This window comes from Kribbella sp. NPDC104740 (genome assembly GCF_055583505.1).
Window position 1 is genome coordinate 415,764 of sequence record NZ_JBVJNV010000005.1, and the last position, 15,580, is coordinate 431,343.

A 15,580-nucleotide genomic window follows, 5' to 3' on the forward strand; every position below is an offset into this window, starting at 1 on the left:
GCCGTTTCACGTGAAACGGCGATCGGCGCTCAACGCGTGAGGTCGTGGTGGACCTTGCGCTCGGCGTAGAACGACAGGAATGGGATCGTTCCGGCAAGAGCGACCAGGACCAGGCGGGTCAGCGGCCAGCGGACCCGGCGGGCCAGGTCGAACGAGGCGAGCAGGTAGACGACGTAGAGGAACCCGTGCATCGGGCCGACGACGTTCATCACTGCCGGGTTGTCGCCGAAGTACTTGAACGGCATCGCCACGAAGACGAGGACCAGGAGCATCACGCCGACCACGTAGGCGATCACGCGGTAGCGGGTGAGGGCACCCCGAGTTGCCGCGGAGAGCTGCGGCTGGGTGGCGGCGGGCGTGGCGGGATCTGCGGGGGAGGTCACGCAGAAACGGTACCGCTTGGGTCCTCAGGAGCCGGGGGCTGGTGGTCGGGATCACCTGTGCGGTGCGCGTCCAGCACCATTCGGCCCCACATCCACAGGGTGAACGCGGCGAAGATCCACCACTGGAAGGCGTACGCGACGTTGCGCAGGCCGGCGTGGTCGGTCGGCGGGGACGGCGGCTCGACGAGCGCGAGACCGGACGCTGATGCGCCGGCCGCGGGGGTGCTCGGATCTGCGGCGGTCTGGACGACGAAGGCGTCGTACACGCGGTAGTCGACCATGTGGACGATCGTCGGGATCCGCAGCGACTGCAGGATGCGGGTCTGGTTGACGTCGCCGGAGGAGTCCTGGGCCTCGGAGGAGGCGATGCCGCCGGTGAGAGTGGCGGGGCCGGTCGGCGCCTTGGCGGCGGGGTCGTTGACCGTCGGGACCCAGCCGCGGACGACCATCACGGCCCCGGGTGCGTTGAGACCGTCGAGCAGCAGCGGCGTGACGACCCAGAAGCCGTTCTGGCCGTTGTGCGCGCGATCGGAGATGTAGAGCTGGTCAGTCGGGGCCGCCCAGGTGCCGGTCACGGTGACGCGGCGGGCGACGGCTGAGGCGGGGAGGCCTGAGTCGATGGGGAAGAGGGACTGCAGCGGCACGGCGGGGATCGCTGCGCGGCCGGCTGTCGCTGCTGCGGTCTTCGAGCGGTAAACGTCGAGTTGCCAGACGCCGAGGACCGACATGACAGCAGCAATTGCCAACGCGAGCAGGAGCAGCGCCGACCACCGTGGGGTGAGTGCAGTACGCCAGAGTGGACGCCCTGCGGGCTGAGGAGGAGAAGACATCACGGGATCGGTCGGCGGGGCAACGGGCATCAGCGGATCAACGCGCAGCGGCCGCGGCGAGCAGGTCGCGGCACAGGACACCCAGCTCGATCCCCGCGGCCTCAGCGGCGAGCGGAACGAGCGAGGTCTCGGTCATCCCCGGCGCCACGTTGACCTCGAGGAACCACGGCACACCCTCGGCGTCGACGACCAGATCCGACCGCGAGAGGTCCCGCAGCCCGAGCGCCTGGTGGGCAGTGACAGCCGCCGCCGCGCAAGCCTCAGCGACCGCAGCATCCAACCGAGCCGGTACGACGAACTGCGTCGCCCCCGCCGTGTACCGCGCCTCGTAGTCGTAGAACCCCGAGTCCGGCCGGATCTCCACCGCCGGCAGCGCCCGCGGCCCGTCACCGGTGTCGACCACGGTGACGGCGACCTCGGTCCCGTCGACGTACCGCTCGATCAGCGCGACCGGGCCGTAGGCGTAGCAGTTCACCATCGCCGACGGCAGCTCATCCATCGTCCGCACAATCGAGGCGCCCAGCGCCGAACCACCGCGCGCAGGCTTGACCACCAGGGGCAGCCCGATCTGACCGGCGACCGCTTCCATCAGCGCCGCGGCGCCGAGCTCGCGGAACGTGTCGTGGCCGAGCACCACCGACTCCGGCGACCGCAGCCCGGCCGAGCGCACCATCGTGCTCGCGACCGGCTTGTCGAACGCCGTCCGGCAGGCGGCCGCGTCGGCGCCGACGTACGGGACGCCGTACAGGTCGAGGACCTGGCGCAGGGCGCCGTCCTCTCCGGTGACGCCGTGCAGGACCGGGAAGACCGCGTCGGGCGGGTCGTTGCGGAGGCGTTCGACCAGGCTCGCGTCGACATCACGCTGCTCGACCTCGACACCGACGCTGCGCAGGGCGTCCGCAACGCGCCGGCCCGAACGCAGCGACACGTCCCGCTCGTGCGACAGACCGCCGGCCAGTACCAGCACTCGACCCAGATCACTCATAGAACTTTCCCGATCACTCGTGGGCGATTCCGGCTCGGCGCCGGTCCCGAGGCCCATGGGAACGGTACCGCTACCCGGTCGCGGACCCACGGGCCGCCCGAACTTCCCAGCACGGATTTAGCACGGGCTCACCCAGCGTGGCGGTGCCCCCGGCAACGACCCCGGGCCGCCGCATCAGCTCAGCTCCGGACCCGGAGCGTCGTAGTCGTGCCCCGCGCCCGGCGTCAGCGGCCCGAAGGTCTGCCGCAGCTCGAGCTCCTCGTTGATCACCGCGGCCAGCCGCGCGACACCTTCGGTGATCCGCTCCGGCGTCGGATGACAGTACGACAGCCGCATGCACTGGGAGCCGAAACCGTCGGAGAAGAAGGCCGTTCCGGGCACGTAGGCGACGCGAGCGGTGACCGCGCGCGGCAGCATCGCCTTCGCGTCCAGGCCGTCCGGCAGTGTCAGCCAGACGTAGAACCCGCCGTCCGGCTTCGTCCAGGTGGTTGCCGCGGGCATCTTCTCGGTGAGTGCCGCGAGCATCGCGTCCCGGCGTTCCCGGTACATCTCGCGGAACTGCTTCACCTGCCCCATCCAGTCGTGCCGGGTCAGGTACGACGAGATCGCCAGCTGGCTGAACACCGGCGGGCAGAGCGTCGCCGACTCCTGCGCCAGCACCAGCTTCTCCCGTACGGCGTGCGGCGCGACCGCCCAGCCCACCCGGAACCCCGGCGCGAACGTCTTCGAGAACGACCCGAGGTAGATCACGCCTTCGCGGTCGTCCGCGCGCAGCGCCCGCCGCGGCTCGCCGTCGAAGCCGAGCAGGCCGTACGGGTTGTCCTCCAGCACCAGCAGGTCGTTGCGCTGGCAGATCTCCAGCACCTGACCGCGGCGCGACGCCAACAGCGAGACACCGGCCGGGTTGTGGAAGTTCGGGATCGTGTAGAAGAACTTGATCTTCTTGCCGGCCGCCCGGACCGCGGCGATCGCCTGCTCCAGCGCCTCCGGTACGACGCCGTCGTCGTCCATCGCGACGTGCACGACCTCGCACTGGTAGGCGCGGAAGACGCCGAGCGCGCCGACGTACGACGGTGCCTCGCAGATCACCACGTCGCCCGGGTCGCAGAACACCCGGGTCACCAGGTCGACGGCCTGCTGGCTGCCGACCGTGACGACGACATCGTCGGGGTGCGCGTCGATGCCCTCGAGCCGCATCACGTCGCAGATCTGGTCGCGCAGGGTCGGGTCGCCCTGACCGGAGCCGTACTGCATCGCGGTGGCGCCGTGGTCGACGACCAGGTCGCGCACCGCGGAGCCGACCACGTCGAGCGGCAGGCCAGCGATGTTCGGCATTCCGCCGGCCAGCGAGACCACCTCGGGGCGGCTGGCCACCGAGAACAGAGCCCGGATCTCCGATGCCGTCATGCCCTTGGTCCGTGCTGCGTACCGGTCGACGTAGTTGTCGAGACGGGTCTGCCGGACGTCGGGCAGGTCTGCACTCACGGAGCGGCTCCAGGGACTCGAGGGGGAAGTCTCAAGGCTACGCCGTGGTATCCGGGCGCGTGGATACCGATCGGCGCTTCCTCTCACTACCATGCCTTATAGGGGCAGGTTCGACCATGCCGCGGACTGGCAGCTGAGACGGCTGCCGGCCACACCTCACGCGGCGCGACCTGGCGGCACCGCGGAAGGCAGGACGGAATGAGCGTGGGCAAGGCGTTCGGTTTGGCACTCGGAGGACTGGTTCTCGGCCTGCTGGCCGGGTTCGCCGGCGAGCTGTTCAGACGGCAGCCGGCGGCCAAGGTGCAGCAGCGGTACGTCGCACCGGAGGCGGCCGAGACCCCGGACGCCCGGACCCCGGCGCCGGCGGCGCGATGAGTCCCGGCGCTCCGAGTCCCGAGAGCACCAGGGCCCGCTGATGGCCCGCCGGCTGGAACCGTTGACGCTCGCCAACCTCGGCGAGCTCCCGGCGCCGTGCCGGGCCTGCGTGTTCTGGGAGCTCGACCCGGTGGCCGCGAAGACGGCGAGCCGGACCGGTGACTCCGAGCTGGAGAAGGAAGCCTGGCTGTCCCAGCTGCTGCTCGACTGGGGCTCGGCGGGCTTCCTGCTGTACGTCGACGAGCAGCCGGCCGGCTACGTGATCTACGGCCCGGCCGCGAACCTGCCGCGGATCCAGGCGTTCCCGACGGCGCCGGTCAGCCCGGACGCCGTCGTACTGGCGACCGGGCGGATCCTGCCGCGCTATCTCGGGACGGGTCTCGGCAAGCTGCTCGTCCAGGCGGTCGCGAAGGACGTGCTGAAGCGCGGTTTCCGGGCGGTCGAGGCGTTCGGCGACTCGCGCTGGGACGGTCCGGGCTGCGTCTGGCCGACGGACTTCCTGCGCGCGGTCGGCTTCGGCGTCGTACGGGACCACCCGCGCAACCCACGACTCCGACTCGACCTGCGGTCGACCGTGACCTGGCGCAGTGAGATGGAGGCGGCCGTCGAGCGGGTCTGGGGCGTGATCCGCCCGGAGGCCCCCGCGCCGCGGCCGGTGACCGTTCGCGAGGTCAAGGAGCCGCAACGCCTCGAGCACGGCCCCGCCCCCGGCTGACCGACAGAAAGGCCCGCCCATGATCTACCGGCTGCTCGCCGACCTGATGATGGTGCTGCACGGCGCCTTCCTGCTGTTCTTCGCGATCGGCGGCTTCCTGGCCTGGCGCTGGCCGAAGGTGATCTGGGCGCATCTGGCGGTCGGCGTCTACAACATCATCAACGTGACGCTCGACTTCGCCTGCCCGCTGACCGGCGTCGAGAAGCACTTCCGCCGCGAGGGCGGCGAGATCCCGTACGACGGCGGCTACATCGCGCACTACCTGGACGGCCGGATCTGGCCCGAGGGCGGGACCCCGGTCGCCGAGAAGGTCGGCTTCGCGCTGCTGGTGATCTCGTACGTCGGCTTCTTCGTGCTCCGCAGCCGCCGCAAGCGCCGCGCAACCAGGGAAGGATCAGTGGTCACCCGGACGTGATCCGGGACCGGGATCCCTAGGCTGGTCGCCGTGACCAGTCCTGTCGACGCCTACATGGCCGACCTCAGCCGTGCGCTCAGCGGTCCTCGCCGGCGCCGGGCCGACCTGATGGCCGAGGCCCGGGACAGCCTGGAGGACGCCACCGAGGCGTACGAGGCGGGCGGGCTGGAGCGTCTCGAGGCCGAGCAGCACGCGGTCGGCGACTTCGGTGCGCTGGCCGAGGTCGTGCCGGGCTACCGGGCCGAGCTGGGGATCGCGCAGAGCCGGCGTACGGCGGTGCTGCTGTTCCTGGTGATGATCGCCCAGCCGGTGGTCTGGCAGGAGGGCGCCTGGGCTTGGACGCAGCAGCCGGAGGGCACCACGCCGCTCCTGGAGCTGCTGAACCGGTCGGTGATGGTCACCGGGTCGCTGTCGATCGTCGGAGCGGTGCTGGCGGTCGTTGGGACGGGTCTGGGCCTCCGCTACCCGTGGCTGCGGGACAGGGTCGCGCGGGCGACCGCTGTGTTCGCGCTGGTCAGTGCTGGAGCAGTAGGGACGATCGCTGTGCTGATGGGTTGGTTCAGCACCGAGCTGGAGGGCTCCAACCTGGCCGGGCTCAGTGTGGTCAGCGGCTTCGTGCTGCTGCCGTTGCTGCTGGTCTCGTACTCCGCGCAGCGCTGCCTGCGGCTGGCTTAGACCGTCCGGGGGCGCAGCACGCCCTCGATGACCGTCCGGAAGGTCTCCCACTCGCCCCGGCCGTCCACCAGCATCTTCTGCCCCGCGGACGTGAGCTGGTACGTACGGCGCTTGCGGCCGCTCACCGTGCTCCACTCGCTGGCCAGGTATCCAGCGCGCTCCAACCGCCGTAGCGCCGGGTAGAGCGTGCCGGTGGGCAGGTCCACCGCGCCGCCGCTGCGCTCCTGCAGCGCCTCCATGATCGCGTAGCCGTGCAGCGGCTCGTGCTCGACGACCGCCAGGATCATCGGGTCGAGGTGTCCACGCAGCGCATCCGCCTTCATGTAGCCAGTCTACCCATACGGCTGTTACCGTCGTCAGTAGATAAGTAGAACGGCTACATGTAGCGAAGCGAGGCGCAAGCGATGACCGTCGAAACCCCTGCCAGGCCGACCCAGGCGCCTGGACTGCTGCACCGGATCGCCGGGTGGGCGCAGCGGCACGCCGGACCGGCGGTCGCGCTGTGGCTGGTCGCGCTGATCGCGGTCACCGCCGCGTCGCAGTTGGTCGGAAGCGCGTACGAGAACGACACGTCGCTGCCCGGCACCGAGTCCCAGCGGGTGATCGAGGTGCTCGAGCAGCACCAGCCGCGCGGGGCCGCCGACGAGCTGCAGATCGTCCTGGCCGGAGACCTGAAGGCACCTGCGACCAAGGCGCGGGTCGACGCGATGCTCGCCGAGGTTCGGGGGATGCCGCATGTCGCCGAGGTCGCGGATCCGTACGCCGGGCAGGGGACGCTCGCGGAGGACGGCCGCACGGCGCACGCGACGGTGACGCTCGACGGGACCGGCACCGACCCAGAGGCGGTCCGGGCGATCATCACCGAGGCGCAGAACGCTGCCCAGCAAGGGCTTCAGGTCGAGCTCGGCGGCGACGTCGTGCGTGAGGCCGCCGAGAGCGCCGGGGGAGCCGCGGAGGGCGCGGGCATTCTCGCCGCGCTGGTGATCCTCATCTTCCTCTTCGGATCGTTGCTCGCGGCAACACTTCCGCTGCTGACCGCGGTCTTCGCCGTCGGCAGCACGCTCGGGTTGCTGGTGCTCGCTTCGCACCTGTTCACCGTTCCCGACTACACCGCGCCGGTGATGATGCTGGTCGGTCTCGGCGTCGGGATCGACTACGCGCTGCTGATCTTCTCGCGCTACCGCAGCGAGCTTCGGCGCGGTGCCGAGCGCCGGCGTGCGGCCGAGATCGCGCTCGACACGGCTGGGCGATCGGTGCTGTTCGCGGGGTGCACGGTCGTGATCGCGCTGCTCGGTCTACTGGCGCTCGGCCTCGGAGCCCTGCAGGGCATGGCTCTCGGCGTCACGCTGACCGTGCTGATGACGATGCTCGCGGCGGTGACGCTGCTGCCGGCGCTGCTCACGCTCTTCGGCAAGCGGATCGAGCGCAGCGTGCTCAAGCACGCCGCCAAAGCACGCCGTACGCCGGGAGACGGCTGGCGCAAGCTCGCGGGAGTCGTCCAGCGCCGCCCGTGGACGCCGCTGCTGCTCGGCGTCACCGCGCTCGTCGTGCTCTGCCTACCTGTGCTCGATCTGCGCCTCGGCTTCGCTGACGCCGGGACGGACGACCAGGCGAAGACCACGCGGAAGGCGTACGACCTGCTGGCGGACGGTTTCGGGCCCGGCTTCAACGGGCCGCTGATCGTCGTCACCGAGGTCGATCGCGCGGCGGCGGGGACTGCGGGCTCCACCGGGGCCGGCGAGGCCGCCCGTCCTGCGGACGTTACGAGGGCCGCCGAGGCTGCACAGCGCACGTTGGCGGGCCAACCCGGCATCGCGGCGGTGACCCCACCGCAGTTGAGCCCGGACGGCCGGATCGCCACCATGATCGTGTTCCCGACCTCGGCGCCTCAGGACGAAGCAACCGTCCGTTTGGTTGGCAAGCTGCGCACGGAGACGCTTCCAGCGGTTGCGGCACGGGCCGGCGGGAGCGGGGAGACCGGCGGGAGCCGGGAGGCTGGCGGCAGCGGGGACACCGGCGGGGCCGGAGCGAGCGGCGTCACCTATCTGGTCGGTGGCTCGACCGCCGCAGCAGAGGACTTCGCCGGAGCGGTCAGCAGCCGGTTGCCGATCTTCGTCGGCGTCGTCGTCGGGCTCTCCGCGCTGCTCCTGCTCGCGGTCTTCCGCTCGGTGCTGATCCCTCTCAAGGCCGCCGTGCTCAACCTGCTCAGCATCGGCGCAGCCCTCGGCGTCATCACGCTCGTCTTCCAGCACGGCTGGTTCGGCGCGCAGCCCGGTCCGATCGAGGCGTTCGTCCCGGTGATGATCTTCGCGATCGTCTTCGGGCTCTCGATGGACTACGAGGTCTTCCTGATCTCCCGGATCCACGAGGAGTGGCGCCGCAGCGGCGACCCCGTCCAGGCCGTCCGTGAGGGCCTGGCCAACACCGGCAGCGTGATCACCGCCGCGGCGGCGATCATGATCGTCGTCTTCGGCGCTTTCCTGCTCAGCCCGGATCGAATGCTGCAGCAGTTCGGCCTCGGCCTCGCGACCGCCGTACTGGTCGACGCCCTGCTGATCCGCTGCGTCGTCGTACCGTCGGTCCTGCGGCTGCTCGGGAACCGCGCGTGGTGGCTCCCGAGCAGGCTCGGCAAGCTGCTACCGACGATCGCGCTGGAGCGCGATCATTCGTAGGAGGCGCTCCAGACGCGGGCCTTGTAGATCTGGGCCTCGGGCAGGGTCCGCGTCGCGACCGGGTGCTCGAGGTTGACCGTGTCGGTGCACCAGCCGGTCAGGCAGCCAGGCTTCGGCGTGGTCCAGACCTGACGGCCGGCGCGGTTGGTGGTGACGCTCTTGATCCCGGCGCGGTCCGCGGTCGCCACGATCGCGGCCCTGGACTTGCTCACCCGGTAAACCTTCGAGCCCGTGGTCACCCAGAGCAGGTCGTGGTTGTCGAGCGCCGGCGCGAGGTCGTGGCCGCCGTCGGTCGGGAGGGTGACGAGCTCGGTCTCGGTCAGCTTCGGAGCGGCCGGCGGACCGGTCACCTTCAGCGCCGCCAGACGGGTGCCACCGAGGACCCACAGGACCTGGTGGTCCGGGTCCCAAGTGACACCGTGGGCGTCCGGCAGGGCGTATTCGGCGTACGTCGCGGAGGCGGCGCCCTGCGACGCGGTGTAGACCCGGACGAACCCGCCGGTGCTCGCCGCGACGGCGACGTTGCCGTTCGGCAGCAGCTCGATGCTGTGCGGGTTCGCCGGTCCGCCGACGTTCGTGCCCCACACGCGCCGCCCGCTCGGGTAGCTCGCCACGGCGGCTAGGCCGCGGGAGTCGGTGACCAGCGCGACATCCCGGCCGGACCGCGTCCGGCGCAGCTTCGCGTCGCTCGGCAGACCCCAGGCCGCGGTCAGGTCGGCGAACCCGTTCCGGGCCGTCGGGGACCAGGACCACTTCTCGGCGGCCGACTTGCTCCAGTCGGCGACCTTCGGGTCCATCACCCGGATCCGGGCCGCCGGTCCGTCCTCAGACTGCTGGTCGGTGATCGCCACCAGCTGGCCGTCGTCGGCGGGCCGGGACGCCGAGGCCACCGTGGGCGTGACCAGCGCGGCGCCCACCAGCACTGTTCCGATCAGTGCCTTGAACATCGTTCCACCACCTTGTGTAGTTGGTTGTTCACCAACAACACAAGGCATCGGTTAATGGGTGGCGACCGGCGGGGGTGATCAGAAAACTGATCGGGGAAACCGCGGGGTCAGACAGTCAACTGACCGAAGCGCAGCATGCCGGTGGCGGCGTCCTGCTCCGGCGGCAGGTAGACGCGCTGGATCGCGACCACGATCGCCTCGGCGACCACGTCGCGGAACTCCGGGTCGGCCAGCCGGGACGCGTCGTGCGGGTTCGTCACGTAGCCGATCTCGAGCCGGACGGCGGGCATCCGGGTCCGGCGCAGCAGGTCCCAGGTCTTCTGGTGGGTGCGGCAGTTGAGCAGGTCGGTCCGGGCGACGATCTCGCGCTGGACCAGCCCGGCGAACTGCTCGCCGATGCTCGACGACGTCCCGTGCAGGTCGGCGCCGTAGTAGTACGTCGCGACGCCCTGGGCCTCGGGGTTCATCGAGCCGTCGGTGTGCAGCGAGACGCACAGGTTCGCGTCGGTCTCGTTCGCGAAGGCGGCCCGGGCCAGCTCGTCCGGCCCCTGGTCGCGACCACGCGACAGATAAGCCCGTACGCCGGTGGCGCCGAGCCGGCCCTCGATCCGGGCGGCCAGGTCGTACGCGACGTCGGACTCGCGCAGGCCGAAGCCCTCCCAGCCGTAGTCGAAACCGCCGTGGCCCGGGTCGATCACCACGGTCTTGCCGGACAGCCGCGGACCGGCCGCGCGGACGGCCTCGGCCGAGCGCAGCGCGTCCGGCCGGCCGCCGGTGGCCATCGGGCGGATCCGCTGCAGCGCCTTGAAGGTGGACGGGCCGCAGGTGCCGTCGCCCGGCAGGCCCATGTTGCGCTGGAACTCGGTCACCGCGCGCTGGGTGTCGGGCCCGAAGATCCCGTCCACCCGCGCCACGGCGAAGCCGAGCTCCTGCAGCTTGGCCTGGAGCGCGAGCACGTCGTCACCGGTGAGCGGGTGCGAGACGACGTAGGTCAGCAGCCGGTCGCCCAGCCGCCAGCGCGCGTCGTCGATCGCCCGGTAGGTCTGCGGGCCGACGATGCCGTCGATCATCAGCCCGCGTTGCTGCTGGAAGCCCCGTACGGCGTGGGCGGTCGCCTCGTCGTAGACGAAGTGGTCGCCCGGTGCCAGCAGGCCGAGACGCTGCAGTTTGCCGATGATCTCGGCCACCGCCTCGCCGCTGTCACCGATCCGGTAGATCCGGGCGCCGTTGCTGGCTTCCATCAACACTCCTTGCCGTGCGGCGGATGACGTCCCGTTGCCGGGACAGACTGCAGGTCAGCTCGTGAAGTCGGCGAGTTCCTTCAGCAGCGCCGCCTTCGGCTTGGCGCCGACGATGGACTTGGCCAGCTCACCGTTCACGTAGACGTTGATGGTAGGGATACCGGTGACACGGTAGTTGCTCGGGGTGACCGGGTTCTCGTCCACGTTCATCTTCACGAACGTCATCTTGTCGCTGTGGTCCTGCGCCAGCTCCTCCAGGATCGGGGAGACCTGGCGGCACGGGCCGCACCACTCGGCCCAGAAGTCCACCAGCACCGGCTTGTCGCTCTTCAGCACGGTCTGGTCGAACTCGGCATCGGTGACGGCGTTCATCTTCTCGCCCACGGCGAACTCCTTAGGGTTGTTTCTCGAGTGTGTGTCAGACGGAGACGGGCTCGGTGGCCGCCGCGCCCGCGGCGGAGTCGCTGTGGCTCTCGGCGAACTCCAGCGTGGCCAGGTACCGCTCGGCGTCCAGGGCCGCCGAACAGCCCGTGCCGGCCGCGGTGATGGCCTGGCGGTAGGTGTGGTCGACCAGGTCGCCGGCCGCGAACACGCCCGGCAGGTTGGTGTTCGTCGTCCCGGCCTGGGTCAGCACGTAGCCGTCCTCGTCCAGGTGGATCTGGCCCTTGACCAGCTCCGAGCGCGGGTCGTGGCCGATCGCGATGAACAGACCGGTGACCGGCAGGTCGCGCTTCTCGCCGGTGACGGTGTCCGTCAGCTGGACGCCGGTCAGCTTGCCGTCGCCCTGGATCTCGGAGACCGCGGAGTTCCAGGCGAACTCGATCTTGTCGTTGGCGAAGGCGCGCTCGGCCATGATCTTGGAGGCGCGCAGCTCGTCGCGGCGGTGCACGATCGTCACCTTGTCGGCGAACCGGGTCAGGAAGGTGGCCTCCTCGATGGCGGTGTCACCACCACCGACGACGGCGATCTCGTGCTGCTTGAAGAAGAAGCCGTCACAGGTCGCACACCAGGACACACCGCGCCCGGACAGGACCTCCTCGTTCGGCAGGCCGAGCTTGCGGTAGCCCGAGCCCATCGCGAGGATGACGGTCTTGGCCTGGTGCACGGTGCCGGCCGAGTCGGTGACGGACTTGATGTCGCCGGTCAGGTCGACGCTGACGATGTCGTCGGGGACCAGCTCCGCGCCGAAGCGCTCCGCCTGGTCACGCATCTCCGACATCAGGTTCGGGCCCATGATGCCCTGCGAGAAACCGGGGTAGTTCTCCACCTCGGTGGTCGTCATCAACGCCCCGCCGGCGGTCACCGAGCCCTCGAACACCAGCGGCTCCAGCTGCGCCCGCGCGGCGTACACCGCAGCGGTGTAACCCGCGGGGCCCGAGCCGATGATGATCACGTTGCGAACGGCTGTGTCGCTCACGAATGGCCTTCCTAGCTTCCGAAGAGACTGGACGTCGTACTCAACGGATCCTAGAGGCCGACCATTCCCACGGTACCCACCGCCGCCGCCCGGCAAGCCAGGGGCTCACCGAACGGAATCAGCGGTTGCGCAGTGTCACAGTCGTGTCGTAGAAGGGCGTCGCGATCCCGCCGGAACCGCTACATCCGGTCACCACGAAGATCTTCACCTCGCGTGCCGACGCACCCGGTACGCCGATCACCGTCGCCCGCTTGCCGTCGACCGTGACCGGCTGCACGAGCCGGAGGTCGGAGTCGGGCTGCGTGGCCGCGAACTGCTTGGCGCACGCCTGCTCCTCGGCGTCACCGTGCAGGACCGGGCCGTTCGACCCGTCCAGCCAGCGCTGCGCGTCGGGGCCCACCTGGTCGGTGGAGATGCTCGGGACCGAGCTCGGGCTGCCGATCCCGGCCGCGCCGTCGGTGCTGTGGTCCGCGGTCGCCAGCACGACGCCGACGACGCCGGCGCCCGCGACGACGACCACCGCGGCCGCGGCGAGCAGCAGCTTCGGCAGGTGCCGGTGCGGCTCCTCACGGAGCTGGACCAGCGAGTGCACGCCGACCGTCGAGGCCCGCAGCACGGACTCCGACGCGATCACGGCGTTCAGGTGCTCGGCGACGTCGGCCGGCATCGGGATGTCGGTGCGGCCCTCGTCGGCCAGGTCCTCGGTCAGCTGCAGCAGCGCGTCGTACGTCTGCTGGCAGTCCGGGCAGGCCTTCACGTGCTCGCGGGCGCTGTGCGCCTCGGGGGCGGGCAGCAGGTTCTCGATCAGGTCGGCGATGGTGTCGGTGTCGAGGTGCTCGAGGTGCTCACTGGTCGGCAGACCGGCGTCGGTCATCGGTGATCCGCCCCCTCGCGGGACGTGCCCAAAGTGGTCATCGGTGGAGTGCTCCGGTCGGGATGCGCGGACAGGTCGCGGGTAGGCGACTCTGCTCCGACGGGTGACCAGGTCATTCGGTTCCCACCGTTCCCGAACTCGTCGCGGCCGGTACGTCGGCGCTGCCGCCGCGGGTCGTCTGCCAGTGCCGCAGCAGCGGCAGCAGCTTGGCGCGGCCGCGCGCGCAGCGGCTCTTCACCGTGCCCGGCGCGCAGCCGAGGATGGCGGCCGCCTCCTCGATCGAGTAACCCTCCATGTCGACCAGGACCAGCGCGCTGCGCTGGTCCTCGTTGATCTGCTTGAGCGCGTTCAGCACGTCGAGCCGGCGCTCGCGGATCTCGGCCGGGTCGTCCTCGGCCGGTCCGGCCAGCTCGGCGGCGCGGTCCTCGTCCTCCGGCAGCGGGTCGGCCGCCCGGACTTGCCGGCGCCGGATCCGGTCCAGGCAGGCGTTCACCACGATCCGATGCAGCCAGGTGGTCACCTTCGCGTCACCGCGGAACGAGTCGGCCCGGCGGAACGCCGAGATGAACGCCTCCTGCAGCGCGTCGGCGGCCTCCTCAGGCTCGCCCAGGGTGCGGATCGCCACCGCCCACATCCGGTCCCGGTGCCGTTTGACCAGGTACCCGAAGGTGTCCGGGTTGCCGGCCACGTGCAGCCGGAGCAGCTCGTGGTCGTCCATCGCCTCGTAGCCCTGCGGCGGCACAGGCCCCGCGCCCGGGCTGGGCGGCGGTCCGATCCGGGTGATGTCGGAGGTCATTTCTGGATCTTGACCTCCGAGATCTCGCCGCGGTACCCGCTGCCTTCCTTCGGCAGCTTCGTCAGCCAGACCAGAACGTACCGCGTCTCCTCCGGCGCGGCCGGCTTCAGCACCACCGAGTCGTTCGCGTCCTTGGCGGTCGCGACCGACTTCCAGCCGTTCGCCGAGGTCGGCGACACGCTCGGGTCGTCCTTGGGCACCATCAGCTCGAGGTCGGTGTCCTGACCGACCAGGTCGACGGTCACCTGCGAGACGTTGGTGGGTTCGCCGAGGTCGTAGACGATCCCGACGCCGTCCTTCTGCCCGCCGAGGTCGGCCCGCTTCTTGTACGACATCGTCGTCCAAGTGGTGTCGGACTTGCCGTCGTAGGTGTTCTTGACGTCCTCGGGGTGCTCCTCGCCGTTGCCGTCCGGCGGCGGGTCGAAGTCCTTGGCCCCGGCGATCGTCGCGGCCTCGTTGGTGACCGGCGGCGGGCCGGAGCTCTGCGGCGCGTCCGGCGTGGTCTCGCTGCCGCTCTGCTCCTTGTTGATCGCGCCCTTGACCAGGAACTGCGCCATCAGTACGACGGACAGCAGCGCCAGGATCGCCAGCAGGATCAGGATCCGGCCGCCCCAGCTGCCGCGGCGCCGCGGCTCCTCGGCCGGCGGGCGACGGCGACCGCCGCCGTTCTGCGCCGGCTGCTGCTGGCGGCGTACCGGGCGGGTCTCCTGGGTCTGGTTGTACTGGCCGTTGCTCGCGGCGCGCGACGGCGTCGGGTCGAGTGCCGGCGGCGGAGCCGCGGGGACGACCTGGGTGGCGTCGTCGATGCTGCCGTTCTGCCGGGCGACCGCGACGGTCTCGTCCATCTGGTTCGGCGGCTCGTGGGAGCTGCCGACGACGCCGGACAGCGCTGCGGACAGTCCTGCGGCGCTGCTGATCGCGGCCGCGTGGTGCCGCGGCGGGTCGCCGAGCAGCCGGTCGGCGATGTCGTCCAGCGAGCGCGGTACGCCGGCGCGCACCTGGCGCGGGCTGAGCAGCCGGCCGTGCTCGACCGGAGCGGGCTGGAGCCCCCAGGCCGGAGCCGGACCGGGCCAGCGGCCGGTCAGCGACGAGTAGAGCAGCTCACCGAGCGCGCGGACGTCCTGCTCCGGCGTACCGGGGCCGGTCGAGCGCAGCGCGGCCTCGGTGGCCAGGCCGACCACCTTGATCGCGCCCGCGTCGGTGACGACGACGGTGGCCGGGCTGATCGAGCCGTGCGAGTGGCCGGTGCGGTGCAGGTTCTCCAGTGCCTCGGAGACCTCGCGGGCCAGCCAGCCGGCCTGCTGGCCGGTCAGCGGCCCGGCGCCGAGCATCCGCTCCAGCGGGCGGCCACCGGCCCACTCGCGCACGCAGTAGGTGACGCCTTCGAACACGTCGCAGTCGAGCACCCGCAGGAAGCGGGGGTCGTTCGCGGCCGCGGCCCGCCGGGCCGCGTCGAAGAGCACGTTGGTCCGCGGGTCCCCGACCGGGAGGACGTCCACGACGACCGCTCGGCTGAGCACCTCGTCCACTGCCCGCCACACCCGCGCACCGTCGATCTCCGCGAGCAGCTCGGCGATCCGGTAGCGGCCGGCGAGCAGGGCACCAGGACTGACGGTCTGGTTCGACACGGTGTCTCTCGCCCTCCTCGATGCACTGGTCGGCCTGCGTCTCCGCTCCGGATCCGGTCGCGAGGACCCGGTTGCGAGCGGATGGCGGCCGATCGCAGGCCCCATGCTAGTGCCCTGGACCACTCATCCGGCGGGCACGAGT

17 protein-coding genes are annotated in these 15,580 nt (G+C 70.9%); 5 read left to right on the plus strand and 12 right to left on the minus strand.

Annotated features, from left to right (window positions below):
- Positions 1–29: 29 nt before the first annotated feature.
- The 4 genes from ACZ6Z4_RS27575 to ACZ6Z4_RS27590 all read right to left on the minus strand — a co-directional run bounded on the left by ACZ6Z4_RS27575 (position 30) and on the right by ACZ6Z4_RS27590 (position 3,683).
- Positions 30–383, minus strand: coding sequence for a DUF3817 domain-containing protein (locus ACZ6Z4_RS27575; protein WP_465569982.1), 354 nt, complete (start codon positions 381–383; stop codon positions 30–32).
- The gene (locus tag ACZ6Z4_RS27580; protein ID WP_465569984.1) at positions 380–1,243 is read right to left on the minus strand and encodes an SURF1 family protein; all 864 of its coding nucleotides are present in this window, start codon (positions 1,241–1,243) and stop codon (positions 380–382) included. The genes ACZ6Z4_RS27575 and ACZ6Z4_RS27580 overlap by 4 nt, the downstream gene beginning before the upstream one ends.
- 7 nt (positions 1,244–1,250) lie before the next feature.
- Positions 1,251–2,198 (minus strand): D-alanine--D-alanine ligase family protein, encoded by a 948-nt coding sequence (locus tag ACZ6Z4_RS27585; protein ID WP_465569987.1) that lies wholly within the window; start codon positions 2,196–2,198, stop codon positions 1,251–1,253.
- Between the two features lie 174 nt (positions 2,199–2,372).
- The gene (locus ACZ6Z4_RS27590) at positions 2,373–3,683 is read right to left on the minus strand and encodes an aminotransferase-like domain-containing protein (protein WP_465569989.1); all 1,311 of its coding nucleotides are present in this window, start codon (positions 3,681–3,683) and stop codon (positions 2,373–2,375) included.
- Between the two features lie 198 nt (positions 3,684–3,881).
- Between ACZ6Z4_RS27590 and ACZ6Z4_RS27595 the strand changes: the two genes are divergently transcribed.
- From ACZ6Z4_RS27595 to ACZ6Z4_RS27610, 4 genes are read left to right on the plus strand one after another with little or no spacing between them, the layout of a single operon-like run.
- Positions 3,882–4,058, plus strand: a complete 177-nt coding sequence (locus tag ACZ6Z4_RS27595) for a hypothetical protein (RefSeq protein WP_363670468.1) — start codon at positions 3,882–3,884, stop codon at positions 4,056–4,058.
- A gap of 40 nt (positions 4,059–4,098) precedes the next feature.
- The gene (locus tag ACZ6Z4_RS27600; RefSeq protein WP_465569991.1) at positions 4,099–4,773 is read left to right on the plus strand and encodes a GNAT family N-acetyltransferase; all 675 of its coding nucleotides are present in this window, start codon (positions 4,099–4,101) and stop codon (positions 4,771–4,773) included.
- Positions 4,774–4,792: 19 nt separating this feature from the next.
- Positions 4,793–5,188: a DUF2784 domain-containing protein gene (locus tag ACZ6Z4_RS27605; RefSeq protein ID WP_465569993.1), complete on the plus strand. Its 396-nt coding sequence runs from the start codon at positions 4,793–4,795 to the stop codon at positions 5,186–5,188.
- A 30-nt stretch (positions 5,189–5,218) separates the two neighbouring features.
- Complete coding sequence (locus ACZ6Z4_RS27610; protein WP_465569996.1) at positions 5,219–5,863, plus strand: permease prefix domain 1-containing protein; 645 nt, start codon at positions 5,219–5,221, stop codon at positions 5,861–5,863.
- Here the strand turns inward: ACZ6Z4_RS27610 and ACZ6Z4_RS27615 are convergent.
- A complete protein-coding gene (locus tag ACZ6Z4_RS27615) occupies positions 5,860–6,186 on the minus strand; it encodes a PadR family transcriptional regulator (protein WP_465569998.1) in 327 nt (108 codons plus the stop codon). The two genes, ACZ6Z4_RS27610 and ACZ6Z4_RS27615, sit on opposite strands and share 4 nt — an antisense overlap.
- Before the next feature lie 81 nt (positions 6,187–6,267).
- On the opposite strand from ACZ6Z4_RS27615, the gene ACZ6Z4_RS27620 reads away from it, so the two are divergent.
- The gene (locus ACZ6Z4_RS27620) at positions 6,268–8,535 is read left to right on the plus strand and encodes an MMPL family transporter (RefSeq protein WP_465570000.1); all 2,268 of its coding nucleotides are present in this window, start codon (positions 6,268–6,270) and stop codon (positions 8,533–8,535) included.
- On the opposite strand, the gene ACZ6Z4_RS27625 is transcribed toward ACZ6Z4_RS27620, so the two are convergent.
- From ACZ6Z4_RS27625 to ACZ6Z4_RS27655, 7 genes are all read right to left on the minus strand, one after another.
- Complete coding sequence (locus ACZ6Z4_RS27625) at positions 8,526–9,482, minus strand: DUF6528 family protein (RefSeq protein ID WP_465570002.1); 957 nt, start codon at positions 9,480–9,482, stop codon at positions 8,526–8,528. The genes ACZ6Z4_RS27620 and ACZ6Z4_RS27625 overlap by 10 nt on opposite strands.
- Positions 9,483–9,589: 107 nt before the next feature.
- On the minus strand, positions 9,590–10,723 hold the full coding sequence (locus ACZ6Z4_RS27630; protein WP_465570004.1) for an N-acetylmuramoyl-L-alanine amidase: 1,134 nt from the start codon (positions 10,721–10,723) through the stop codon (positions 9,590–9,592).
- A gap of 54 nt (positions 10,724–10,777) precedes the next feature.
- On the minus strand, positions 10,778–11,095 hold the full coding sequence (gene trxA / locus ACZ6Z4_RS27635) for a thioredoxin (protein WP_363670586.1): 318 nt from the start codon (positions 11,093–11,095) through the stop codon (positions 10,778–10,780).
- Between the two features lie 46 nt (positions 11,096–11,141).
- Positions 11,142–12,140: a thioredoxin-disulfide reductase gene (trxB, locus tag ACZ6Z4_RS27640; RefSeq protein WP_363670452.1), complete on the minus strand. Its 999-nt coding sequence runs from the start codon at positions 12,138–12,140 to the stop codon at positions 11,142–11,144.
- A 118-nt stretch (positions 12,141–12,258) separates the two neighbouring features.
- Positions 12,259–13,014 (minus strand): anti-sigma factor family protein, encoded by a 756-nt coding sequence (locus tag ACZ6Z4_RS27645; protein ID WP_465570007.1) that lies wholly within the window; start codon positions 13,012–13,014, stop codon positions 12,259–12,261.
- Between the two features lie 112 nt (positions 13,015–13,126).
- On the minus strand, positions 13,127–13,810 hold the full coding sequence (gene sigM, locus ACZ6Z4_RS27650) for an RNA polymerase sigma factor SigM (RefSeq protein ID WP_465570009.1): 684 nt from the start codon (positions 13,808–13,810) through the stop codon (positions 13,127–13,129).
- Entirely contained in the window at positions 13,807–15,438 is a 1,632-nt protein-coding gene (locus tag ACZ6Z4_RS27655; RefSeq protein WP_465570011.1) for a protein kinase family protein, read from the minus strand. The genes sigM and ACZ6Z4_RS27655 overlap by 4 nt, the downstream gene beginning before the upstream one ends.
- Positions 15,439–15,580: the final 142 nt, after the last annotated feature.

What these genes read in the sequence shown, in the direction of transcription:
- ACZ6Z4_RS27600 (WP_465569991.1), top strand. Translation starts at nt 4,099, where the DNA reads ATGGCCCGCCGGCTGGAACCGTTGACGCTCGCCAACCTCGGCGAGCTC.
- trxA (WP_363670586.1), bottom strand. Translation starts at nt 11,095, where the DNA reads ATGAACGCCGTCACCGATGCCGAGTTCGACCAGACCGTGCTGAAGAGC.
- ACZ6Z4_RS27605 (WP_465569993.1), top strand. Translation starts at nt 4,793, where the DNA reads ATGATCTACCGGCTGCTCGCCGACCTGATGATGGTGCTGCACGGCGCC.
- ACZ6Z4_RS27580 (WP_465569984.1), bottom strand. Translation starts at nt 1,243, where the DNA reads ATGCCCGTTGCCCCGCCGACCGATCCCGTGATGTCTTCTCCTCCTCAG.
- ACZ6Z4_RS27645 (WP_465570007.1), bottom strand. Translation starts at nt 13,014, where the DNA reads ATGACCGACGCCGGTCTGCCGACCAGTGAGCACCTCGAGCACCTCGAC.
- sigM (WP_465570009.1), bottom strand. Translation starts at nt 13,810, where the DNA reads ATGACCTCCGACATCACCCGGATCGGACCGCCGCCCAGCCCGGGCGCG.
- ACZ6Z4_RS27615 (WP_465569998.1), bottom strand. Translation starts at nt 6,186, where the DNA reads ATGAAGGCGGATGCGCTGCGTGGACACCTCGACCCGATGATCCTGGCG.
- ACZ6Z4_RS27585 (WP_465569987.1), bottom strand. Translation starts at nt 2,198, where the DNA reads ATGAGTGATCTGGGTCGAGTGCTGGTACTGGCCGGCGGTCTGTCGCAC.
- ACZ6Z4_RS27625 (WP_465570002.1), bottom strand. Translation starts at nt 9,482, where the DNA reads ATGTTCAAGGCACTGATCGGAACAGTGCTGGTGGGCGCCGCGCTGGTC.
- ACZ6Z4_RS27630 (WP_465570004.1), bottom strand. Translation starts at nt 10,723, where the DNA reads ATGGAAGCCAGCAACGGCGCCCGGATCTACCGGATCGGTGACAGCGGC.
- ACZ6Z4_RS27595 (WP_363670468.1), top strand. Translation starts at nt 3,882, where the DNA reads ATGAGCGTGGGCAAGGCGTTCGGTTTGGCACTCGGAGGACTGGTTCTC.
- ACZ6Z4_RS27620 (WP_465570000.1), top strand. Translation starts at nt 6,268, where the DNA reads ATGACCGTCGAAACCCCTGCCAGGCCGACCCAGGCGCCTGGACTGCTG.